Origin of the sequence: Streptomyces endophyticus, assembly GCF_035798155.1 — a bacterium.
GTDB classification, from domain to species: Bacteria; Actinomycetota; Actinomycetes; order Streptomycetales; family Streptomycetaceae; genus Streptomyces; species Streptomyces endophyticus.
Map to the genome: position 1 here is coordinate 122,628 of NZ_JAOZYC010000035.1, position 22,257 is coordinate 144,884.

Genomic DNA, 22,257 nt, shown 5'->3' on the forward strand with positions numbered 1-22,257 from the left:
ACGTCAGCGCAGGGTCTCGCCCTTGAGGTCGAGCAGCTCCGCCGCCGCGATCTCCAGCTGGGCCGGGTCGTGGCGGGGGACCTCCTCCGCCGAGACGGCACCGAGGTAGAAGGTGAGGAAGGTGTCGAGGACGATCCAGTCGGGCTCGAGCTCGGCCAGCTCCTCCAGGTCGCGCCGCACCTGAGCGACGGTGCCGTGCCCGGTGAGGCGCCCCTCCTCCGGAACCGGCTGCTCGGTGATGTGCAGCGGGATGCGCGGCGCGAGGGCGGGCGTCGGGCGCCCGGCCTCCTCGGCAGCGGCCTTGAGCTTGGGCAGCCGCTCCCGGATCTCGGCCGGGCCGAGACCGAACGGGTGCCAGGCGTCACCGAAGCGCGCGGCCCGCCGCATGGCGGGCCCGTTGAGCCCGCCGACCCACACCGGCGGATGCGGGTCACGGACCGGAGCAGGGCCGGTGGTGATGTCCGTGTAGTCCAGGTGCTCGCCGTGGAAGGAGATCAGCGGCTTGGTCCAGTGGTCCTTGATGGACTCCAGGTACTCGTCGCTGATCCTGCCGCGGGCGGCGAAGTCGACGCCCAGCGCCTTGAATTCCTGCTCCGACCAGCCGACGCCCACGCCGAACACGAACCGGCCGTTGCTCATCTGGTCGATGTTGGCCGTGACCCGGGCCGTCTGCAGCGGGTGCCGGTACGGGAGGACGATGACCGTGGTGCCCAGCTCGATGGTCGAGGTGCGGCCGGCCAGGTACGCGAGGGTGGTGAACGGGTCGTAGAACGGCGGCGGGAAGACCGGCAGGGCCTCCTGCGGGAGCGTCACATGGTCCGAGATCATCGCCAGGTGGAACCCCAGCCCCTCGGCGCGGAGAACCCAGTCCTCCATGGACGCGGGGGTGGTGCCCGGCCCGTAATTGAGCACATTGATCCCGAACTTCACCGACGGGTCTCCTCTCGACGGGCGCACGGCAGCACCGATGTGGCGAGCCCACGCCGTATTTGCTGGTCGGAAACGCCAGGCTAACCAGGAGACGAGGCGCGGCTCGAAGCGGGGGCGGGGAGCGGGAAGCCGCTCAGTTCCCGTTTGAGGATCTTGCCCGTGGCGGTCATCGGCAACGAGGTGCTGAAGACGACGGACCTCGGGTACTTGTAGCCCGCCATCTGCTCCTTGCACCAGGCGATCAGCTCCGTCTCGGTGATCAGGGCGGTCGGTTCGAGGATGACGAAGGCTTTGACCTCCTCGCCGTTACGTGCGTCCGGGACGCCGATGACGGATGCCAGGGACACGTCGGGGTGACTCATCAACACCTCCTCGACCTCGCGCGGGTAGACGTTGTACCCGCCTCGGATGATCAGGTCCTTCGCGCGGTCGACGATGTAGTAGTGGCCGTCCCCGTCGACGCGTGCGAGATCGCCGGTGCGGAACCAGCCGTCGCGCAGTGTGCGAGCGGTCTCCTCGGGGCGGTTGAGGTATCCCTTCATGACGTTGTGCCCGCGCAGCACGAGCTCGCCGACCTGTCCTTCGCCGGTGATCGTCTCGCCGTGCCGGTCGACGAGCCGGGCCTCGACGCCCCAGACGGGCACCCCGATCGAGCCGGGTCTCGGCTCTCCCTCCGGGTCCGTGAACAGGGCCAGTGGCGAGGTTTCGGACAGGCCGTAGCCCTCGCGGATCCGGATGCCGAACCGCTCGGCGAACCGGGTATGGATCTCCACGGGAAGCGCGGATCCACCGGAGATGGCCAGGCGGAGATTGCGGGCGAGGTGGTCGGCGCCTTCGGTGTCGTGGTCGAGCGCGCCGAGCAGCCCCCAGTACATGGTGGGAACACCGGCAAACGCGGTGACCCGCTCCTCGCGCATCAGCCGTAGCGCCGCCTGTGGTTCGAAGCGCGGCATCAGCACCAGCGTGGCACCGGCCGACAGGCCCGCGTTCATGTTCACGGTCTGTCCGAAGGAGTGGAACAGCGGAAGTGTCAGCAGATGGGTGTCGGGCCGGGCCGGAGAACTGTCGAAGAGCCGGGTGGCGGTCAGGGCGTTGAGCACCATGTTGGCGTGCGACAGTTCGGCGCCCTTGGGCTGTCCGGTGGTCCCGCTGGTGTAGAGGATCACTGCCGTGTCCGTGGGCTCGCGGGGCACGGACTCGAAGGTTTCGGACGTGTCCGGGAACATGCCGTCCGTGATCAGGAACATCTCCCGGCAACCGGCGGTCTTCTCGAAGCCCTCCCGCCCGTACTCCCCCGTCGGCAGGTCCGCCGTGCCTTCGTGGCAGAAGTACAGGACGGCGCCGGAGTCCGCCAAGTGGTAGGCGATCTCACGTGGCTTGAGCAGGATGTTCAGCGGTACGACCACCGCACCGGCCTTGAGGATGCCGTAGTAGACGACGGGGAACTCGGGCAGGTTGGGGCAGGAGAGGGCCACCCGGTCCCCCGGCCCGACGCCGCGCGCTGTCAGCAGCCGCGCGACCTGGGAGGCCCGGGCGTCGACCTCGGCGTAGTCGAGGCGGCGGTCACCGGCGACCAGTGCCACGCGACGGGGGTGGCGCCGCGCCGAGTCCTCCAGGAGGACGGACAGGTTCAGCATCAGGAACCCGCCTTCGACCGTGCCAACGGAGCGTCGGTGGCGGCACGTACGGTGTCCTCGCTCACCCCGGGCGCGCATTCACGCAGCACGAGCCCCTCACGGGTGACATCGATGACGGCGAGGTCGGTGATGATCCGATCGACCACACCCTGCCCGGTCAACGGCAAGGTGCACCGGCGCACGATCTTCGACGCCCCCGACCTGTTGGTGTGTTCCATGAGCACGAGCACCCGGCGGGCGCCGTGGACGAGGTCCATCGCCCCGCCCATCCCCTTCACCATCGCGCCGGGCACCATCCAGTTCGCCAGGTCGCCGGCCGCGGAGACCTGCATGCCGCCGAGGACCGCGGTGTCGATGTGGCCGCCGCGGATCATCGCGAAGGACAGCGCGGAGTCGAAGAACGCGGCGCCCGGACGGACGGTCACGGTCTCCTTGCCCGCATTGATCAGGTCCGGGTCCACGGAGTCCTCGTCGGGGTAGGCGCCCGTGCCCAGGATCCCGTTCTCGCTGTGCAGGACGATGCCGAGGCCGGGCGGCAACTGGCCGGGGACGAGCGTCGGCAGTCCGATGCCGAGGTTGACGTACTCGCCGGGTGCGAGTTCGGCGGCGGCCCTCGCCGCCATCTGGTCCCGGGTCCAGCCCGGTGTCCTGCCGGGTGCCGCGCTCGTCGGCGCGGCCGTTGTCGCGCTCATGCGCCGTTCTCCCTTGCCACGGTCACCGTGCGTTTTTCGATCTGCTTGTCCTGGACGCCCGTGTGGACGACCCGGTCGACGAAGATTCCGGGCAGGTGTACGTGCCTGGGGTCCAACTCGCCCGGACGCACCAGGTGTTCGACCTGGGCGACGCAGATCCGCCCGGCCATAGCGGCGAGCGGGTTGAAGTTCCCTGCGGCCTGGTTGAACTGCAGGTTCCCCTCGGTGTCCCCGATCAGGGCGTGCACGAGGGCGAAGTCGGCGGTGAGCGACTCCTCCAGGACGTGGCGCCGCCCTCCGTACTCGCGTATCTCCTTGGGCGGGGAGGCCACCGCCACTGAGCCGTCGGCGTCGTAGCGCCAGGGCAGTCCCCCGTCGGAGACGGGTGTACCGACCCCGGCCGGAGTGAAGAACGCGGGGATGCCCGCCCCGCCGGCGCGGAGCTTCTCGGCCAGAGTGCCCTGGGGAGTCAGCTCGACCTCCAACTCGCCCGCCAGGTACTGCCGGGCGAACTCCGCGTTCTCGCCGACGTACGAGGCCGTCACCCGCCGGACTCGCCTTCGCCGCAGCAGTTGCCCGAGCCCGTGGCCGTCCGTCCCGCAGTTGTTGGAGATCACGTGGAGCCCGGTGGCCGACCCGGCGGCGACGGCCGCGATCAGGGCGTCCGGGACACCGCAGAGGCCGAAGCCGCCGACGGCGAGTGAGGCGCCGTCCGGGATGTCGGCGACCGCCTCGGCCGGTGTCGCGCAGACCTGGGTCACGAGGCCGCCCCTTCGGTCTCCCGGCTGCCGAGCAGCTGTCGCACCAGCTCCTCCGCACGCGGCCAGTACCCGTGCCCGGAGGCCGGGTTGAGGTGTCCGACAGGACCGAGGTCGACCGGGCGGCTGCCCCACACCTCCCCGAGGCCGGCGACGTACCGACGGGTGGCGAGCGGATCGTTGCTGCTGATGCCGAGGATGCTGGGGAAGGGCAGTCGAAAGCGCGGTACGGGCAGCCAGCCTCCGCGTTGCAGCTCCTGTGCGGAGGGGTGGCCCTCGGGCAGCGGTCGTTCCAGATCCGCGGGGGTCGCAAGGAGCGCACCGTGGATCTGCCGGGTCGGATTGCGGGCCCAGTGCACGGTGGTGACGACCCCGGCGCTGTGGGCGACGAGTACGACGGGGCCCGCGACCGAGGCGAGCACCTCGTCGAGAGCGGCGACGCGGGCGGCCCGGCTGAGCCTGTCGTGTGCGAGCGGGGCGACGGTGCGTGCGCCGTCGAACCGTTCGGCCAGGTGGGTCTGCCAGTGGTCGGAGACGTGGTCTCGCAGTCCGGGCACGATCACCACGGTCGGTGTCGGGGTGGCTGTCATGTTCGTCCCTGATGGATCGGCTGGATCGGCTGGATCGAGTGGATCGGCTGGATCGGGTGATTCGGGGGGCAGCGGATTGCGGATTTGCGGATTGCGGGTTCAGCGGGCGGTGGACAGGGCGAGCCGGTCGAGGCGGAGCTTCCCCGCGGGGTGGAGCCGCCTGCCGAGCAGCAGGGCGGCGATGGCGGCCAGGTACACCAGCGGGGCGAGGCGCAGGGCCCCGAGCAGCCCGAGGTGATCGGCGACCATCCCGACGACGAAGGGGCCAAGTGCTAGGCCCAGCACGTTGTTGGCGACCGTGAGCGCCCCGAGCCCGGTCGCCCGTACGGAGCTGTGGGACAGTTCGGCGGCGATCGCCGCGGTGGGCCCCGAGGAGCCGGCGGCGAAGAACGCCCCGCAGCCGATGAGGATCAGCGACGTCGGACCGGACGCCAGGCCGAAGCCGGCCGACAGGCAGACCAGCGATACGACGCAGAACGCCACTCCCGCGGTCCACTGGCCGGAGGCGTCGGCGCGAGAGCGCGTGAACCGGTCGGAGATGATCCCGCAGATCACCATGCCGCTGCCGATGAGCAGGACGAAGGCCGCGGCGATCACGGCGGCCTCGTCCGCCCGGAGGTGGTAGTAGCGGTTGAAGTAGCTCGGTGTCCAGGAGAGCAGCACGGCCGGGGTGAACATGTGCAGCCCACTGCCGACATAGGTGCACAGGAGCGCCGGGCTGGTGAACAGGCTCGTGAACGGTGCCCGGCCTCCGGCCGACGCCGCGGGCGATCGCGGCTCGACCGCGTACTCGTCCAGCTTCCGCTCACTGACCACCGCCCGGAACACGGCGACCAGCAACAGTCCGAAGGCCGCCATGGCCGCGAAGGACCAGCGCCAGCCCACGTGCACGGCGAGGCTGCCGCCGACGGCGACGCCGACCACCGAGCCGAACGACCCGCCGGCCATGAACGCCCCGCCGAGCGCCGCGTGGACGCGTGGGGCGAAGATGCCGAGCACCACCGCGATTCCCACGCTGCCGTAGGCCGCCTCGCCCACCCCGACCAGGAACCGCGCGGCGAGCAGCTCGTGGAAGTTCCCCGCGACCGCGCACAGCAGCGTGGCCAGGCTCCACACCACCGCCATCACCACCAGGCTCCTGACCCGGCCCCAGCGGTCGGCCACGAGCGAGAGCGGCAGGGTGAGCAGCCCGACCATCAGCGCCACGACGCTGCTCAGCGAGGCCAGTTGGGCGTCCGACAGCGACCACTCGGCCTTCAGGACCGGGAAGACGGCGCTGAGCACCTGCCGGGACATGTAGTCCGAGAGCAGCAGTCCGAAGGCCAGGGCGAAGACGAGCCAGGGGTACGTTCTTCGGGTTCCGGATCCGGTGGGCGGCGCCGGCGCCCGCCCCACGGTTTCGCGCAGTGTCACGATCACTCCTCAGAGCCGGGCGCGGGTGACAATCGCTGTCGACCGGTCAGGCGTGGTGGGTGAACCCGACCTGACCGGGCCTGCGGTTCGGCGCGTAACCGAGCTTGGCCAGCGTCTCGTCCGCGTCCGCGTAGCTGGTACCGATCTTGTAGATCTCGTGGGCGTCCTTGGCGGTGGCGACCTCGCGGCCGAGCTCACCGGCGATCCGGACCAGCTGCCTGATCTGCTCGACGGAGGTGGCCTTGGTGCCCTTGCGGCCCCACAGGGTGTCCTCGTTGCCGCACCGGGTGTGCAGCCCCATGGCGATCGCCATCGCGTTGACCGGCAGGACGCTGCGCATGAGGGTCTCCAGGGTGAGGATCGCCCCGTCCGGCACCCGGTTGATGAACTGCATGATGTTGTACGGGTTGGGGCCGTCGAAGCCACCGCCGATACCCACCCAGGTGACGTTCAGCGGGCCGGTGTAGACGCCCCGCCGGATCAGCCGCTCGACGGTCTCCAGCTGCGGGATGCTCGACAGCTGGAAGTGCGGCTGGATGCCCGCCGCTTGCAGCCTGCGCAGGTGCTCCTCGACCCAGGCGGGTCCGGCCGGAACGGTCATCTCCCGGTACGCCTCGGCGAGTTCGGGACGCGTCATGGAGGTACCCGCGATGTCCTCGGGGGTCATCAGCTCCATGATGTTCATCTGGCTCGTGTTGATCGCGATGGTCACCTGGTCGGGCTTGGGGTCGAGCTCGGCCAGCATGTGGCGGGTGTCGTCGGACAGCCACTTGGCATCGGCGCCCGAGCCCTCGGGCGCGAACGAGATCGACCCGCCGACCTGGAGGATCATCTCCGGAACCGCCTCACGCAGCCGCCCGAGCAGTTCGTTGAACTTCGACAGCCGCTTCGAGCCCTTGCCGTCCAGTTCCCGCACGTGGATGTGGAGGACGGTGGCGCCCGCCTCGAAGCAGTCCACCGCCTGCTGGACGTGCTCGTCCATGGTCAGCGGCAGGTCCTCACGGAAGTCGTCCGGCTCCCATTCCGGGCCGTAGGGCGCGCTGGTGATGACCAGCTTGTCCTGGTTCTCGGGGAAGAGTGCGTCGTCGTGGAAATGCATGGGGGTACTCCGATCACGGGTGTTCGCGCGGGTGGGCAAGCGAGTGGGCAAGCGAGTGGGCAAGGAGGAGGTTCGAGCCGCTCAGAAGGGGCGGTCGCCGACGATCCCGGCGCGCTCCATCTTGCGGACGGCGGGCCAGTAGTCCTGGACGGCGTAGTGCTGCGTGGAGCGGTTGTCCCAGATGGCGACGCTGTTCGGCGTCCACCTCCACCTCACCTGGTACTCCGGGATGGTGGCCTGAGCGATCAGATAGCTGAGCAGGTTGCCCGCACCGGGGGCGTAGTCGATGCCGCACCGGATGTTCTCCGGGGTGTGGTAGTTGACGAAGTGTGTGGTGAACGCGTTGACGAAGAGGACCCGCTCCCCGGTCTCCGGGTGGGTGCGCACGACGGGGTGCTCGGCGTCGGGAAACCGTCGCTTCAGTTCGTGGCGCTGCTCTTGCGGCAGTGCGGCGCCGAAGGACGCCTCGATGCTGTGCCGGGCCCGCAGTCCGTCGATCCGCGCCTTGACCTCGGCCGGCAGCTTCTCGTACGCCGTGGCCATGTCGACCCAGATGGTGTCGCCCCCGACAGGAGGTGCCTCCACATTCCTCAGCACGCTGCCCATGGGCGGGTTCTCCCGCCAGGTGGCGTCGCAGTGGTACGCGTTCTCGTAGTGCTCCGGCGGACTGTCCAGGTCCTTGTGGATCCGGACGAGTCCGGGGTGGTCGGGATCGCTTCCCACCACCGGGTGGTCCTCGAGCGGTCCGAACCGCTCGGCCAGTGCCACGTGTTCGGCACGGGTGAACTGCTGATCACGCAGGAACAGCACCTTGTACTTCAGCAGCAGCGTCCTCAGCTCCGCGAACAGCGCGTCGTCGCGGGCGACTTCACCGAGGTCCACATCGAACAGCTCGGCTCCGATGTGGCAGGTGAGGGGCTGTGCCGTGATCGTGGAAGCGGCACGGGCAGATGTGCTCATCACTCTCTCCTCTCGTCGGGGTGCTCTCAGAGCGAGAAGACCGAGGAGCCGGTGGTCCGGCCGGCCTCCAGGTCGCGGTGCGCCTGGACGGCGTCGTCAAGGGCGTACCGCTGGTTGATCTCGATACGGATGCGCCCCGAACCGACGTGGTCGAACAGCTCACCGGACAGCCGGGCGCGCTCTTCGGGGTTGGCGATGTAGTCGGCCAGCGCCGGCCGGGTCACGAACAGCGAGCCCTTGACGGCGAGTTGCACGGCTTCGATCGGCGGGACGGGTCCTGAGGAGGTGCCGAAGCAGACAAGCAGTCCGCGCGGGGCCAGCGAGTCCAGCGATGTCGCGTACGTGTCGGCGCCGACGCTGTCGAACACCACGGGGACGCCCGCGCCGTCCGTCAGCTCGCGCACACGGTCCGCCACCTTCTCCCGCCGGTACAGGACGACCTCGTCGCAGCCGTGCGCCCGGGCGACCTCGGCCTTCTCCTCGGTGGATACGGTGCCGATGACACGGATGCCGAGCAGCTTCGCCCACTGGCAGAAGATCAGCCCCACGCCTCCCGCCGCGGCGTGCAGCAGCACGGTGTCCCCGGCCTTCAACGGATGGATGCGACGCAGCAGGTAGGCGGTCGTCAGTCCGCGCATCGTCATCGCCGCCGCGGTGTCGAAGGCGATGGCCTCCGGCAGTTTGATCAGCGATGCGGTCGGCATCACCCGCTCCGTGCTGTACGCGCCGAGGGGACTGCCGGTGTACGTGACACGGTCTCCTGCGGCGAAGTCCGTGACTCCCGGGCCCACGGCCTCGATGACGCCCGCGCCCTCCACGCCGAGTCCTGCGGGCAGGGCGGCCGGGTACAGACCGGTGCGGAAGTAGGTGTCGGCGAAGTTGAGCCCGACCGCGGAGTGCCGCACCCGGACCTCTCCCGGGCCGGGCCCACCGACCTCGGCGGACTCCCACCGCAGCACTTCTGGGGCGCCGGGTTCGTAGAAGCGGATGGCGTGCGCCACGGTGTTCTCCTTGCGCTGTGTTCTGGTCGAACCGGGGTTTGACGCAGAAAACGCTAGGCGTGGCAGCCGAAACGCGCTTATCCTCAACAGACATCAGATTTATCTTCTGGGGACATCGGAGGCTCGTTGAAACCGCAGTCCCGATACGCTTCCCTCAGCGGCTACCTCGACCTGAGCCGCTCGTTCGGCATCGATCCGGGGCGGCTCATGCGGGCGAACGGACTCGACCCGGCGAGCCTGAGCCTTCAGGACCGCTGGCTGCCCTCGGCCGCGGTGATCCAGCTCCTGGAGCAGTCGGCGTCGGAGTCGGGGCGCCAGGACTTCGGGCTGCGGCTCGGGGAGTTGCGCCGCTTCTCCAACCTCGGACCGCTGAGCCTGGTGATCCGGGAGGAGCCCGACGTACGCAGCGCCGTACAGCTCCTCATCCGCTACGAGCACGTCTACAACGAGGCGTTGCGCCTGCACCTGTCCGAGGCGAACGGGTCCGCCACCGTCCGGGTCCGCCTGGAACCGGGCGAACCGATGGAGACGAAGCAGTCGGTCGAGCTCGTGGTGAGCGTGCTGCACCGGCTGCTGCGCGGGTTCCTCGGGCCCAACTGGCAGCCGCTGGCCGTGTGTTTCGCCCATCGCCCGCCCGACGACCCGACCACCCACCAACGGATCTTCGGCCCGGCCGTCTCCTTCGACCACGACTTCACGGGCATCGCGTTCGACGCGGCGGATCTGAGCGCGCCGAACCGGATGTCGGACCCTCAACTCCTCGCCTACGCCCTGCAGTTCCTGGACGGCATCGAGCCCGCGAGGGACACGACCGTGATCGAGCGCGTTCGCGAGCTGATCGAACTCCTGCTGCCCACCGGGCGCTGCTCGATGGAGCAGGTCGCCCGCAGCCTCGGCGTCGACCGCAGAACCGTCCACCGCCAACTGGCCGAGCACGGCGAGACGTTCACGACCGTCCTGAACGATACGAGGGCCGAGCTCGCGGTCCGGTTGCTGGAGAGCCGGCGATACTCGCAGACCGAGATCGCCGGACTCCTCTCCTTCTCCGCGCCGAGCAACTTCTCCCGCTGGTTCCGCGCCCGTTTCGGCTGCGCGCCCAGTCACTGGCCGACGCGGTAGGGCCGACGCCCTCCGGTCGGCCCATGCCGCCGGGTCAGCCCGCGTGCCGGGCCATCCACGCCTCGACCTCGTCCGCCGAGCGCGGGAGGCCCGCCGACAGGTTCTCGTGTCCTTCGGCGGTGACCAGCAGGTCGTCCTCGATCCGTACGCCGATGCCGCGCCACTCCTCGGGCACACTCAGGTCGTCGGCCTGGAAGTACAGGCCGGGCTCGACGGTGAGCACCATGCCCGGCTCAAGGGCACCGTCGACATATCCCTCCGTGTGGGCCTGCGCGCAGTCGTGGACGTCGAGGCCCAGCATGTGGCCGGTGCCCGCCATGGTGAAGCGCCGCTGGAGGCCGAGTTCGTAGGCGCGCTCGGCCGGGCCCTCGATGAAGCCCCACTCGACGAGCCGGACCGCCAGATGACGCTGGGCGGCCTCGTGGAAGTCCCGGTACGCGGCGCCCGGCTTCACGGCCGCGAAGCCCGCCTCCTGGGCCTCGTACACCGCGTCGTAGACCCGGCGCTGGACGGGCGTGAAGGTGCCGTTGATCGGCAGGGTGCGGGTGACGTCGGCGGTGTACAGAGTGCGCGATTCGACACCGGCGTCGAGGAGCAGCAGGTCGCCGGGGCGCACCGGGCCGTCGTTGTCGGTCCAGTGCATGATCGTCGCGTGCTCGCCCGCCGCGCAGATGCTGCCGTAGCCCACGGCGTTACCTTCAAGTCGCGCGCGGCGGAAGAAGGTTCCCTCGATCCACCGCTCGGACGAGGCGACCGCCTTCGACAACTCCCCGACCACATCGGTGAATCCGCGCACGGTGGAGTCGACCGCGCCGCGGATCTCGGCGATCTCCCACGTGTCCTTGACGACGCGCAGGTCGTCGAGCGCCGCCACCAGTTCGGCGTCGCGGTCGGCGTCCGTGGTGACGGCGGCCTCCAGGGCCGGGTCCACACCGCGGACGATGCGGGTGGGTGCACCGCCAGTGGCGCAGGCGGAAGCCAGGTCGGCGGCGGCCGTGCGCACGTCCCGGCACTCGAGGCCGAGTGCGCTCCGTGCCTCCGCGAGGGAACGGCGGCGGCCCATCCAGAGCTCCGCGGTGGCACCGGTCCAGAACCCGTCGTCGTCGCGGCTGTCGCGCGGAAGCTGGTAGCAGTACGCGTCGTGGCCGCCCTCCGCGCGCGGTTCGAGCACGAGCGCGCCGTCACGGGCCTGGTCCCCGGTCAGATGCACGTATGCCGAGTACGGCCGGAACGGGTAGGTGTCGTCGTTCGAGCGCACCTTGAGGTTCCCCGAGGGGATCACGAGGCGCTCTCCGGGGAAGCGCGCGGAGAGCGCGGTGCGCCGGGCGGCCGCGTACGGGGCCTGCTCGTCGGGGGTCAGGTCACGCCGCTCGGTGTCCGCCCAGCGCGTGCGCATCAGGGCGGACAGTTCGTCGGAGATCCCGGAGTAGAGCCCGTTCCTGCGGCCTTCCGCCATGACGTACGCCTTCCAATCCTGTGGGTGCTCGGGGTGCGTCGCCGCAGGTCGGCGGCGACCTGGCGCACCGTAGTCCACTCGGCGGCCCTCTGGCGCCCAGTAGTGCCACTGGCACGGATCGGCCACGCGCGAGCTCGGGAGGCAGCCGATAATGCGCTTCATGACGAACGCGAAACTCGGTGCGGCCCTCCAGCTGCTCGGCCTCGACGACGCGGCGGCCCGGCTCTATCCGGCGCTGCTCGACCTGGCTCCCGCGCCGCTGGGCGAGATCGCCGCGGCGGCGGGCCTGGGCCGCACCGACGACCCGCAGGCGGCGTACGGCGTGCTCGTCGACGCGGGTCTTGCCGTGGCCACCGGACCGGACGGGGATCCCGTGGCGCCGGTGCCGCCGGCCGCCGCGCTGGAGGTGCTCGCCCGGCACCGGACGGCGGAGCTCGAGGAGTCACGGGTCGCTGTCGGCGGTGCCTTCGAGTCGTTCCGGCGCCGCCGGCTCGCCACCCACCGGGACACGCTCGTCGAGGTCGTCACCGGTGACGCCGTCGGCCCCCGGACGCGGCAGGCCTGGGCGAGCGCGCGCGAGCAGATCCGCCAGCTGGAGTCCCCGCCGTACTCCCCCTTGCCCGAGTCCACGGACGACGCACTGGCCACACTCGCCCGCGGCGTCACCCAACGGGTCGTCTACTCACGCGAGTCGCTGGAGCACCCGGGCCGCCTGCGGGAGTCCATCGAACCGTGCGTCAACGCCGGCGAGCAGGCCAGGGTGCTCCCCTCGGTACCGGTCAAGCTCGTGATCATCGACGACGCGTACGCCCTGGTGTCGCTGGCCATCGAAGAGGCCGACGTGAACCACACGACGCTGGTCGTGCAGCCCTGCGGCCTGCTGTCCGCGCTGGTGGCCCTGTTCGAGCAGTGCTGGCGCCAGGCCCTGCCGTTCCACGGCCGCACCACGACCCCGGGCGGCCCACCACCCGCCGACCGCCGCCTGCTGTGGCTCCTCGCGGGCGGCGCGAGCGACGAGACCATCGCCCGCGAACTGGACATCAGCCGACGCACCCTCTTCCGCCGCCTACAGATCCTGATGACCCGCCTCGGCGCCGCGAACCGCTTCCAACTGGCACTGCACGCGCAGCGCAACGGGTGGCTGTGAAGGATCCGCGTGCCGCACTCGGATCTGCGGCACGTCACCCGAGGAAGCTCAACCGGACGTGACGGTGGGCGTTGTCCTTGTTGGTGTCCACCAAACACACCGACTGCCACGTCCCGAGCTCCAACCCACCCCCCACCACCGGCAACGTCGCATGCGGCGGCACGAGGGCTGGGAGGACGTGGTCGCGGCCGTGGCCCGGGGAGCCGTGGCTGTGCTGCCAGCGGTCGTCCGCGGGGAGGAGGGTGTGGAGGGCGGCGAGGAGGTCGTCGTCGCTGCCGGCGCCCGTTTCGATGATGGCGATGCCCGCCGTGGCGTGCGGGACGAAGAGGTTGAGCAGGCCGTCGCGGCCTTGGGCGACCTCGCGCAGGAAGGACTCGCAGTCGCGCGTCAGGTCGACGACGCGCTCGGCGGAGCCGGTGGTGAGGTCCAGGACTCGGGTCGTGAAGACGTCTGACATGGGGACATTGTCGCCCAGGAGGACCGTCGGGCGCCCGACGGGGAGGACCGGCTCCGGGGATGCTGGTCCAGTCGCCTGGTCCATACGTTGAGACGTCATTGACCATGTGTCGACGACTGGATACGTTCTGCCGCATGTTGCGTTCAGTCATGCTCACCACGCGCGGTCACATCGACCTGCTGCGGGTGGCCTCTGCCGCGTGTCGATCCGGCCGCTGACGCCTTCTCCCGCTTTTCCGCGCTGCCGCGCTTCTTCTTCTCTTCGCGTTTCTGCGCTCCCCCTCTTCTCGTTGCCGCTTCGGTGTTCGTCCGTGACGGCGCGCCGCTGACGCGCGCCCGCTGGCGCCGAGGCGTGCCCTCGCCTGCCATGGAGTGCCATGAGCATCAGTCATGCCCCACCCGTTCCGTCCGACCGACCGCCCGAGAAGGAGTCCGGGCAGGCCGCCGACAAGGTGCCCGAGGGCCGGACATCCGTCCCTTCGCCCGAACTCGTTCCGCTCGTCCCCTCCTCCACCCGCCGCACCCGCATCCCGCGTTGGCTGCGCCGCACCAGTGGGCCGCTGCTGCTCCTCGTACTGTGGCAACTCCTCACGTCTGTAGGGGTGTTGACGCCCGAGGTGCTGGCGTCACCTGGCACCATCGCGCGTGTCGGGGCGGACCTCGTCTCGGACGGGTCGCTGCCCGCGGCCATGGGTGTCTCGCTGCAACGCGTCGCCGTCGGGCTGCTGTGCGGTGTCGTCGTCGGGACCGGGCTCGCGCTGCTGTCCGGCCTGTTCCGGGTCGGCGAGGATCTCGTCGACGCGAGTGTGCAGATGCTGCGGACCGTGCCGTTCGTCGGGCTGATCCCGCTGTTCATCATCTGGTTCGGGATCGGTGAGGCGCCGAAGGTCGCCATCATCACGCTTGGTGTGTCGTTCCCGCTGTACCTGAATGTGTACGCCGGGATTCGCGGTGTCGACTCCCAACTCATCGAGGCAGGGGAGTCGTTGGGGCTCGGCCGGTGGGGGCTCGTACGTCATGTCGTGCTGCCGGGTGCGCTGCCCGGGGCCATGACCGGGCTGCGCTATTCGCTCGGCATCGCGTGGCTGGCGCTCGTCTTCGCCGAGCAGATCAACGCCGATGCCGGCATCGGATTCCTGATGGTGCAGGCGCGGGACTTCCTGCGCACCGACGTCATCGTCGTCTGCCTGATCGTCTACGCGTTCCTCGGCCTGATCGCCGACTTCGTCGTCCGTTCCCTCGAAAGGCTGCTGCTGCAATGGCGACCGACGTTCACCGGCCGGTGACCCCTTCTCCCGTGTCACCCGCGTCCCCCGATTCTCCCGATTCTCCCGAGACCACCGTCGATGCCGGTTCAGCCGTGCGCGTCGAAGGGCTCAGCCGGTCCTTTGACGGGCGTCCCGTCATTGACAACCTTCAACTGGACGTCCAACCAGGGGAGTTCGTCGCTCTCCTCGGGCGCAGCGGGTGCGGCAAGTCCACGTTGCTGCGCATCCTCGCCGGGCTCGACCGCGACATCGAGGGCACCGTACTCGTGCCCCGGCGCAAGGCCGTCGCGTTCCAGGCGCCGCGGCTCATGCCGTGGAAGCGGGTGTGGCGCAACGTACTGCTCGGCCTGCCGGGCAAGCCCGAACGGGGCGTTGCCGAGCGGGCGTTGGAGGAGGTCGGACTCGGGCACCGTACGGACGCCTGGCCCAAGACGCTCTCCGGCGGCGAGGCCCAGCGTGCCTCGCTCGCCCGTGCCCTCGTGCGCGAACCCGATCTGCTGCTGCTCGACGAGCCGTTCGGCGCGCTCGACGCGCTGACCCGGATCACGGCCCAACGCCTGGTCGGCGAGTTGTGGCAACAGCGGGGCTGCGCAGTGCTGTTGGTGACACACGATGTCGAGGAGGCGGTACTGCTCGCCGACCGCGTGCTCGTCATGGACGACGGTGTCATCGCCCACGAGACCCGTATCGATCTGGACCGGCCGCGCGATCTCACCGATCCGCGCTTCGCCGAGCTGCGCGCCGAGCTGCTGAACCGGCTGGGCGTGGACGAGTCCTCCCACTGATCCCCCCCTCACCTCTCACCCCTCACCTCTCACTTCTCATCCCTCATCTCGACTTTCCGCTCGCTCCCCTATTCCTGAACGGACCTGTCATGCGACGCCCTCTCATCGCCGGCGCCCTCGTCACTCCCCTCGCCCTCCTGCTCGCCGCCTGCTCCGGCGCCTCCACCGCCGGCACATCCGCCGGCAGCGGTGGCAGCGGCGGCGGCATCGACGGGAAGGGGTCGCTCACCCTCAACGTCGGTGACCAGAAGGGTGGTTCGGAGGCGGTACTGAGGGCCGCCGGTGAACTTGACGACCTGGACTACAAGATTCGCTGGTCCACGTTCACCTCGGGGCCGCCGCTCCTCGAAGCCATCAACGCCAAGGCCGTTGACATCGGCGGCGTCGGCAACACACCGCCCGTCTTCGCTGCCGGTGCCGACTCGAAGATCAAGGTGGTGTCCGCCAGTCATGGGACCGCCAAGGGTGACTCCATCCTTGTCCCGAAGGACTCCAAGCTGAAGAGTCCGGCGGGGCTCAAGGGCAAGTCGATCGCCGTGGCCCAGGGTTCCTCGGCGCACTACCAGCTCGTCGCCTCGCTCAAGAAGGTCGGGCTCGCGCTGAAGGACGTGAAGGTCAAGTATCTTCAACCGGCCGACGCCCTGGCCGCGTTCACCGCGGGCAAGGTCGACGCGTGGGCCGTCTGGGACCCGTACACCTCACAGGCGCTGCGCGCGAAGCTCGGCCGCGTGCTGACCGACGGCGACGGGGTCACCAACGGGCTCGCCTTCCAGGTCGCCTCCCCCATCGCCCTCGACGACAAGAAGAAGTCCGCCGCGATCAAGGACTATCTGGACCGGCTGCGGCGCGCCCAGAACTGGGTCTACAAGCATCCGCAGGCGTGGGCGAAGGTGTGGGCCAAGGACACCGGACTGCCGTACGGGGCGGCGTACGACGCCGTGAAGCGTACGAACGGCACACGTGTCACGGTCGCCGTCGACAAGAAGGTGATCGCCTCCGAGCAGCAAATCGCCGACACCTTCACCCAGTTGAAGCTGATTCCGCGCAAGGTCGACTTCTCGAAGTACGTCGACACACGGTTCAACGGCAAGCTGCCGCCCTCCTCCACCGCTCCGCGCACGTACGGCAAGGAGTCCTGAACCCATGAACGTATCCCTGCACTGGTTCCTGCCGACCGGCGGCGACGGACGCACCCTCGTCGACCGGCACGCCTTCAGTGGTGGGGCACTCGAACGCTCGCCGGGCGGGCCGATCTCCGGAGTGCGCGCGCCCGACCTCGACTATCTCGTCCAAATCGCCAAGGCGGCGGAGCAGTTGGGCTTCGAGGCCGTGCTGACGCCGACCGGTACGTGGTGCGAGGACGCGTGGCTGACGACGGTCGCGCTCGCCCAGCACACCGAGCGCCTGAAGTTCCTCGTGGCGTTCCGGCCCGGGGTGATCTCGCCGACGCTCGCCGCGCAGATGGCGTCGACGTATCAACGCCTCACGAACGGGCGGCTGTTGCTCAACGTCGTCACCGGTGGTGACTCGGCCGAGCAGCGGCGCTTCGGCGACCAGCTCGACCACGATCAGCGCTATGCCCGCACCGATGAGTTCCTTTCGGTGGTGCGTGGTGTGTGGGGCGGCAGCTCGCGGGCGCCGTTCGACTTCGCCGGGGAGCACTACCGGATCGACGGCGGCTACACGGCGCTTGCGCCGGACCCCCAGCCGGAGATCTTCTTCGGTGGTTCGTCGGCCGCCGCGGGGCCCGTCGCGGCGCGCCACTCCGACGTGTATCTGACGTGGGGCGAGCCGCCGCAGCAGGTGAAGCAGAAGATCGACTGGATTCGCGAGCTGGCCGAGCGTGAGGGGCGCACGGTGCGGTTCGGGATCCGGCTGCACACGATCTCGCGCGACTCGGCGCGGGACGCGTGGGCCACCGCGGACCGGCTGCTCGACGACCTCTCCCCCGAGGCCGTCGCCGCCGCGCAGGCCGCGCTCGGTCGCAGCGAGTCGGTCGGGCAGCAGCGGATGCTGGCGCTGCACGGCGGTGAGCGGGAGGGCCTGGAGATCTCTCCCAATCTGTGGGCCGGGGTCGGTCTGGTGCGAGGGGGCGCCGGGACGGCGCTCGTCGGCAGCCACACGGAGGTCGCCGACCGGATCGAGGAGTACCACGCGCTCGGCATCGAGCACTTCGTGCTCTCCGGGTATCCGCATCTGGAGGAGGCGTACTGGTTCGGGGAGGGTGTCATTCCCGAACTGGCCGCACGCGGGCTCGTGGCGCCGGTCGCACGCCGGTCCGGTGCGCCGCTGGCGGTCGCGGGGGGACGCTGAGCCGCTTGGCGCGGCCGCCGGTGCGGCGGGTGCGGTCGGTGTCTCCGGTGAGGGAAGATCTCGCGCCCCGATGGAGTTAGTAGAAACGTGAACGACATCGGGGTACACGACACCGGGATACGAGACGCCGCCTCCGCCGATGGCCCGCGCCGGGTCGACGTCGTCGTCATCGGCGCCGGCCAGGCCGGTCTGTCCGCCGCCTATCACCTGCGCCGCGTGGGCTTCGAGCCCGAGCAGGACTTCGTCGTCCTCGACCACGCGCCCCGCCCGGGCGGCGCCTGGCAGTTCCGGTGGCCCTCACTGACGTACGGCAAGGTGCACGGCATGCACGCGCTGCCCGGCATGGAGCTGACCGGCGCCGACCCCGCGCGACCGTCCTCGGAGGTCATCTCCGGGTACTTCACCTCGTACGAAGAGGCCTTCGATCTGCGCGTGCGGCGCCCGGTCGACGTGCGGGCGGTACGCGAGGGGGAGGGCGGACGGCTGCTCGTCGAGACCTCGGACGGGGTGTGGTCGGCGCGCGCCCTGATCAACGCGACGGGCACTTGGGACCGGCCGTTCTGGCCGCGCTATCCGGGGCAGGAGACCTTCCACGGGCGGCAGTTGCACACCGCTCAGTACCAGGGGCCCGAGGAGTTCGCAGGTCAGCGTGTCGTGGTGGTGGGCGGCGGGGCCTCCGGAACGCAGCACCTGATGGAGATCGCTCCGTACGCCGCATCGACGACCTGGGTGACCCGCAGGCCGCCCGTCTTCCGCGACGGCCCCTTCGGGGAGGACCAGGGGCGGGCCGCCGTGGCGATGGTCGAGGAGCGGGTACGCCAGGGGCTCGCACCGCTGAGCGTGGTGTCGGTGACCGGGCTTCCGGTGAACGACGCGATCCGCGAGGCCCGCGCGAACGGCGTCCTCGACCGGCACCCCATGTTCGACCGGGTCACGCCGACCGGCGTGGCCTGGGACGACGGGCAGGAGGTGGCGGCCGACGCCATCCTCTGGGCCACCGGTTTCCGTGCCTCCATCGAGCATCTGGCGCCGCTGAAGCTGAGGGAGCCGGGCGGTGGGATCCGGATGGACGACACGCACGCGGCCCTCGACCCCCGGGTCCACCTGGTCGGCTACGGCCCTTCGGCAAGCACGATCGGCGCGAACCGCGCGGGGCGCGCGGCGGTGCGCGACATCGAGCGGCTACTGGGGCGGAGAGCGCCGACGCCGGTAGCGGTCTGAGGCGACAGGATCGGGCGGCACGGCCGGGCGACGCGGCCGGGTGGCGCGGCCGGGTGGCGCGGTCAGGTGGCGCGGTCAGGCGACACAGCCAGGTGACGCCGCCGGGCGACGCGGCCCGTCGACACGGTCGGGCGACGCGGCCGGGTGGCTCGGCCGGGCGACACGGCCAGGCGACACGGTCCGTCGACGCGGCCGGGCGACACAGCCGGGCGGCGCGGTCGGGTGATCCGAATCGAACCGGTGGGCCGCCCTTCTGCCCGGCCCCGGCTCGGGCTCGGGCTCCGGCTCGGGCTCGGGCTCCGGCTCCGGCTCGGGCTTCGGCTCGGGCTCGGGCTCCGGCTCGGGCTCGGGCTCGGACCCGGCTCCAGCTCCAGCTCCAGCTCCAGCTCCAGCTCCAGCTCCAGCTCCAGCTCCAGCCTCGATCCCGCCTCGGTCCCGCCCCCGACCGCCCCCGACCGACCCCGGTCCCGCCGGCCGAACGCCCGCTCCACCCCCGGGAGCCCAGCACCGCCCCACACGACCCGGCCCCCCGGAGGGACCCGTCAACCGTCCTTCTTGGCCTTCGCCTGGTTCTTGTTGAACTCCGCCACGTTCTTCTCCTGCTCGCCCAGGTCCGCGGTGAAGCGCGTGTCCCCCGGCTTGACCGTCACGAAGTACAGCCAGTCGCCCGACGTCGGACTGGTCGCCGCCCGCATCGCCTGCTCCCCCGGATTACCGATCGGGGTGGGCGGCAGCCCCTTGCGCGCGTAGGTGTTGTACGGGTTGTTGATCTTGGTGTCGTCGTGCGTGGTGTCCAACGTGGAGCGGCCGAGCGCGTAGTTGATGGTGGAGTCCATCTGCAGCGGCATGCCGTGATCGAGCCGGTTGTATATGACGCGGGCGACCCTGCCCATGTCCTCCTTGTTGTCCGCCTCGGCCTGCACGATGCTCGCGATGATGACCCGCTGGTACGGGTTGACGGTCTTGCGCTCGGCGCCCGCGGTGGTGCCGCTGCCGCCGAACCTCTTGTTGGCCGTGCCGACCATGTACGAAAGGACCGACTGCGGAGTCGACTCGTCGCTCAAGGGATACGTGGCCGGGAAGAGATAGCCCTCGGCGTTGCCACCCGCGTCGCCCGGAAGCTTGAGGTGCGCCTTGGGTGCGGCCTTCTTCGTGGTGCCGGCCGGGACGTCGAGCGCCTTGTCGACGGCCTCGTACACCTGGCCCGAACGCCAGCCCTCCGGGATGGTCAGAACCTGGTTCGCCTCGTCCTCACCCGCCAGGGCCAGCGGCACCGCGACGGCCGTTGCCGCCACGACCGCCCCGGTCACCGTCATGGCGACGCGTCCTCGGCGCGTGAGTCGCGTCGTGCTCCGTCGCGGAGTCTCGGTCTGCATGCCGGAACGGTAACGCGTGCGTCAGAGCATCCCTGACATATCTCCGCCCTCCTCGACTCCCTCACGGTCTCTCTCCCCGCTGTTCGCTCCGGTGTCATGGCGGACCGGGCACGACCCCTGTCACGCCGCCGCTTCCACGCGCGCGTCCCGCCGCACGAGCGCCGCGTAGCGGCCATCCCGATCGAGCAGTTCCTCGTGCGTGCCGCGCTCGGCTATGCGCCCGGAGTCCAGGACCACGATCTGCTCGGCGCCGCGGACCGTGGAGAGGCGGTGCGCGATCGTGAGCGTCGTGCGGTTGGCCGAGAGCGCGTCGATGGCTTCCTGCACGGCGCGCTCGGTGCGGGTGTCGAGCGCGCTGGTCGCCTCGTCGAGAATGAGCACCGGCGGGTCCCGCAGAATCGTGCGGGCGATGGCCAGGCGCTGCTTCTCGCCTCCGGAGAAGCGGTGACCGCGCTCGCCGACCACGGTGTCGTAGCCATCCGGCAGGGAGGCTATGTGCTCGTGGATCTGGGCCGCGCGGGCCGCCGCGTGCAGCTCCTCGTCGGAGGCGTCGGGCTTGGCGAACCGCAGGTTCTCGGCCACCGAGGCATGGAACAGGTACGTCTCCTGGGAGACCACGCCGATCGCGCGCGCGAGGGTGTCGAAGTCCAGATCGCGTACGTCCACGCCGTCGAGGGTGACGCGGCCGCCCGTGACGTCGTAGAGCCGCGGCACCAGATAGCTGAGCGTGGACTTGCCGGAGCCGGTGGGGCCCACGACGGCGAGGCTGCCGCCCGCGGGGACGGTGAGGTCGATGCCGTCGAGGATCGCGCCCTGCCGCTTGTCGGCGGCATCTTCGGCGGCATAGCGGAACTCGACGTTCTCGAAGCGGACCTCGCCCTTGACGGTGTCGAGGCGGACCGCGTCCTCTCGCTCGGTGATGTCGACCGGCAGGTCCAGGTACTCGAAGATGCGCTGGAACAGGGCGAGCGAGGTCTGGATCTGGACGCCGGTCTGCAGCAGGCTCACGGTCGGCCGGAACAGGCCCTGTTGCAGGGAGACGAACGCGACGAGGGTGCCGATGGAGACGGTGGGGCCGCCGAAGTGCAGGGCGATGCCGGCCGCCCAGTAGATGACCGCGGGCATGGCGGCCATGACGATGCTGATGACGGCCATCCGCCAGCGCCCCGCCATGTTCGACCTGACCTCCAGGTCGACCAGTTCGTCCGACTCGTCGGCGAAGGACTTGGTGAGGGAGTCGGCACGGCCCATGGTGCGGCCGAGCAGGATGCCGCTGACGGAGAGCGACTCGGTGACCGTGGCGGCCATCGCCGCCATCTGCTTCTGGCGCTGCGTGGCGATCTTCTTGCGCTCACGGCCGACCCGGCGACTGATCCACACGAAGACCGGCAGCAGAAGCAGGGAGACGACCGTCAGGCGCCAGTCGAGGGCGAGCATCGCGACGATCGTGGCGATGACGCTCGTCAGGTTCGAGACGAGGGAGGTCGCGGTGGAGGTCACGGTCGCCTGCATGCCGCCGATGTCGTTGGCGATGCGGGACTGGACCTCGCCGGTGCGGGTCTTGGTGAAGAAGGCGAGGGACATGCTCTGCAGCCGGCCGTAGACGGCGGTGCGCAGGTCGTGCATGACGCGCTGGCCGACCGTCGTCGAGATCAGCGTCTGCAGGACGCCGAAGATGCTCGTCACGACGGCGCTGACGATCATGCCGAGGGCGAGCAGGCCGAGCAGCCCGGTGCGGCCCTGCGGGATGGCGACGTCGAGGATCTCCTTGAGCAGGAACGGCGTCGCGACCGTGACCAGGGACGCGGCTCCGACCAGCAGCCCGACGAGGGCGAGCCGGCCGCGGTAGGGACGGAAGAGGGACAGGATGCGGCGGATCTGCCGCGGCTGACCCGGCGCGTTGGCATCGGGGGGCGGCGTCCAGCGGATTTCGTCGCGGGGCAATGGGCCTCCTAGGCATTTCTGGGATTCGACTTCGAGGAGCATAGTGCATTGTTACCTCTATTCACAATGCACAAAGTCCTGCTAATGTTCCC

General features: G+C 70.2%; 21 protein-coding genes. 8 read left to right on the forward strand and 13 right to left on the reverse strand.

What is annotated here, in order from left to right:
* Positions 1-3 precede the first annotated feature (3 nt).
* The 9 genes from OKJ99_RS06700 to OKJ99_RS06740 form a co-directional block, all read right to left on the reverse strand.
* Positions 4-930 carry an LLM class F420-dependent oxidoreductase gene (locus tag OKJ99_RS06700; protein ID WP_326014848.1) on the reverse strand — a complete coding sequence of 309 codons (927 nt, stop codon included), beginning with the start codon at positions 928-930 and terminating at the stop codon, positions 4-6.
* An 80-nt stretch (positions 931-1,010) separates the two neighbouring features.
* Positions 1,011-2,567, reverse strand: coding sequence for a long-chain-fatty-acid--CoA ligase (locus OKJ99_RS06705; RefSeq protein ID WP_326014849.1), 1,557 nt, complete (start codon positions 2,565-2,567; stop codon positions 1,011-1,013).
* Complete coding sequence (locus tag OKJ99_RS06710) at positions 2,567-3,259, reverse strand: 3-oxoacid CoA-transferase subunit B (RefSeq protein WP_326014850.1); 693 nt, start codon at positions 3,257-3,259, stop codon at positions 2,567-2,569. Before OKJ99_RS06710 ends, OKJ99_RS06705 begins: the two co-directional genes overlap by 1 nt.
* The gene (locus OKJ99_RS06715; RefSeq protein ID WP_326014851.1) at positions 3,256-4,020 is read right to left on the reverse strand and encodes a CoA transferase subunit A; all 765 of its coding nucleotides are present in this window, start codon (positions 4,018-4,020) and stop codon (positions 3,256-3,258) included. Before OKJ99_RS06715 ends, OKJ99_RS06710 begins: the two co-directional genes overlap by 4 nt.
* Positions 4,017-4,607, reverse strand: a complete 591-nt coding sequence (locus OKJ99_RS06720) for an RBBP9/YdeN family alpha/beta hydrolase (RefSeq protein WP_326014852.1) — start codon at positions 4,605-4,607, stop codon at positions 4,017-4,019. The genes OKJ99_RS06715 and OKJ99_RS06720 overlap by 4 nt, the downstream gene beginning before the upstream one ends.
* Before the next feature lie 99 nt (positions 4,608-4,706).
* Positions 4,707-6,020 (reverse strand): MFS transporter, encoded by a 1,314-nt coding sequence (locus OKJ99_RS06725; RefSeq protein ID WP_326014853.1) that lies wholly within the window; start codon positions 6,018-6,020, stop codon positions 4,707-4,709.
* 46 nt (positions 6,021-6,066) lie between these two features.
* The gene (locus OKJ99_RS06730; protein ID WP_326014854.1) at positions 6,067-7,119 is read right to left on the reverse strand and encodes a BKACE family enzyme; all 1,053 of its coding nucleotides are present in this window, start codon (positions 7,117-7,119) and stop codon (positions 6,067-6,069) included.
* An 81-nt stretch (positions 7,120-7,200) separates the two neighbouring features.
* Positions 7,201-8,079: a TauD/TfdA dioxygenase family protein gene (locus OKJ99_RS06735; protein ID WP_326014855.1), complete on the reverse strand. Its 879-nt coding sequence runs from the start codon at positions 8,077-8,079 to the stop codon at positions 7,201-7,203.
* Between the two features lie 26 nt (positions 8,080-8,105).
* A complete protein-coding gene (locus OKJ99_RS06740; RefSeq protein ID WP_326014856.1) occupies positions 8,106-9,080 on the reverse strand; it encodes a quinone oxidoreductase family protein in 975 nt (324 codons plus the stop codon).
* Between the two features lie 126 nt (positions 9,081-9,206).
* Between OKJ99_RS06740 and OKJ99_RS06745 the strand changes: the two genes are divergently transcribed.
* Complete coding sequence (locus OKJ99_RS06745) at positions 9,207-10,199, forward strand: AraC family transcriptional regulator (RefSeq protein ID WP_326014857.1); 993 nt, start codon at positions 9,207-9,209, stop codon at positions 10,197-10,199.
* A 34-nt stretch (positions 10,200-10,233) separates the two neighbouring features.
* On the opposite strand, the gene OKJ99_RS06750 is transcribed toward OKJ99_RS06745, so the two are convergent.
* Positions 10,234-11,655, reverse strand: a complete 1,422-nt coding sequence (locus OKJ99_RS06750; RefSeq protein WP_326014858.1) for an aminopeptidase P family protein — start codon at positions 11,653-11,655, stop codon at positions 10,234-10,236.
* A gap of 160 nt (positions 11,656-11,815) precedes the next feature.
* Between OKJ99_RS06750 and OKJ99_RS06755 the strand changes: the two genes are divergently transcribed.
* On the forward strand, positions 11,816-12,802 hold the full coding sequence (locus OKJ99_RS06755; RefSeq protein WP_326014859.1) for a helix-turn-helix transcriptional regulator: 987 nt from the start codon (positions 11,816-11,818) through the stop codon (positions 12,800-12,802).
* 34 nt (positions 12,803-12,836) lie between these two features.
* On the opposite strand, the gene OKJ99_RS06760 is transcribed toward OKJ99_RS06755, so the two are convergent.
* Positions 12,837-13,259, reverse strand: a complete 423-nt coding sequence (locus OKJ99_RS06760) for a YjbQ family protein (protein ID WP_326014860.1) — start codon at positions 13,257-13,259, stop codon at positions 12,837-12,839.
* A 134-nt stretch (positions 13,260-13,393) separates the two neighbouring features.
* On the opposite strand from OKJ99_RS06760, the gene OKJ99_RS43735 reads away from it, so the two are divergent.
* The 6 genes from OKJ99_RS43735 (at position 13,394) to OKJ99_RS06785 (ending at position 18,845) form a co-directional block, all read left to right on the forward strand.
* The gene (locus OKJ99_RS43735; protein ID WP_407700656.1) at positions 13,394-13,477 is read left to right on the forward strand and encodes a putative leader peptide; all 84 of its coding nucleotides are present in this window, start codon (positions 13,394-13,396) and stop codon (positions 13,475-13,477) included.
* A gap of 158 nt (positions 13,478-13,635) precedes the next feature.
* Positions 13,636-14,544, forward strand: coding sequence for an ABC transporter permease (locus tag OKJ99_RS06765; protein ID WP_326014861.1), 909 nt, complete (start codon positions 13,636-13,638; stop codon positions 14,542-14,544).
* Positions 14,517-15,311 (forward strand): ABC transporter ATP-binding protein, encoded by a 795-nt coding sequence (locus OKJ99_RS06770; protein ID WP_326014862.1) that lies wholly within the window; start codon positions 14,517-14,519, stop codon positions 15,309-15,311. Before OKJ99_RS06765 ends, OKJ99_RS06770 begins: the two co-directional genes overlap by 28 nt.
* An 89-nt stretch (positions 15,312-15,400) precedes the next feature.
* Complete coding sequence (locus OKJ99_RS06775) at positions 15,401-16,450, forward strand: ABC transporter substrate-binding protein (protein ID WP_326014863.1); 1,050 nt, start codon at positions 15,401-15,403, stop codon at positions 16,448-16,450.
* Between the two features lie 4 nt (positions 16,451-16,454).
* Positions 16,455-17,624, forward strand: a complete 1,170-nt coding sequence (locus OKJ99_RS06780; protein WP_326014864.1) for an LLM class flavin-dependent oxidoreductase — start codon at positions 16,455-16,457, stop codon at positions 17,622-17,624.
* 87 nt (positions 17,625-17,711) lie between these two features.
* Positions 17,712-18,845 carry an NAD(P)-binding domain-containing protein gene (locus tag OKJ99_RS06785; RefSeq protein WP_407700653.1) on the forward strand — a complete coding sequence of 378 codons (1,134 nt, stop codon included), beginning with the start codon at positions 17,712-17,714 and terminating at the stop codon, positions 18,843-18,845.
* 542 nt (positions 18,846-19,387) lie between these two features.
* Here the strand turns inward: OKJ99_RS06785 and mltG are convergent.
* Both mltG and OKJ99_RS06795 read right to left on the reverse strand, forming a co-directional pair.
* Positions 19,388-20,221, reverse strand: a complete 834-nt coding sequence (gene mltG, locus OKJ99_RS06790; protein WP_326014865.1) for an endolytic transglycosylase MltG — start codon at positions 20,219-20,221, stop codon at positions 19,388-19,390.
* Between the two features lie 120 nt (positions 20,222-20,341).
* Entirely contained in the window at positions 20,342-22,207 is a 1,866-nt protein-coding gene (locus OKJ99_RS06795; protein WP_407700654.1) for an ABC transporter ATP-binding protein, read from the reverse strand.
* Positions 22,208-22,257 lie beyond the last annotated feature (50 nt).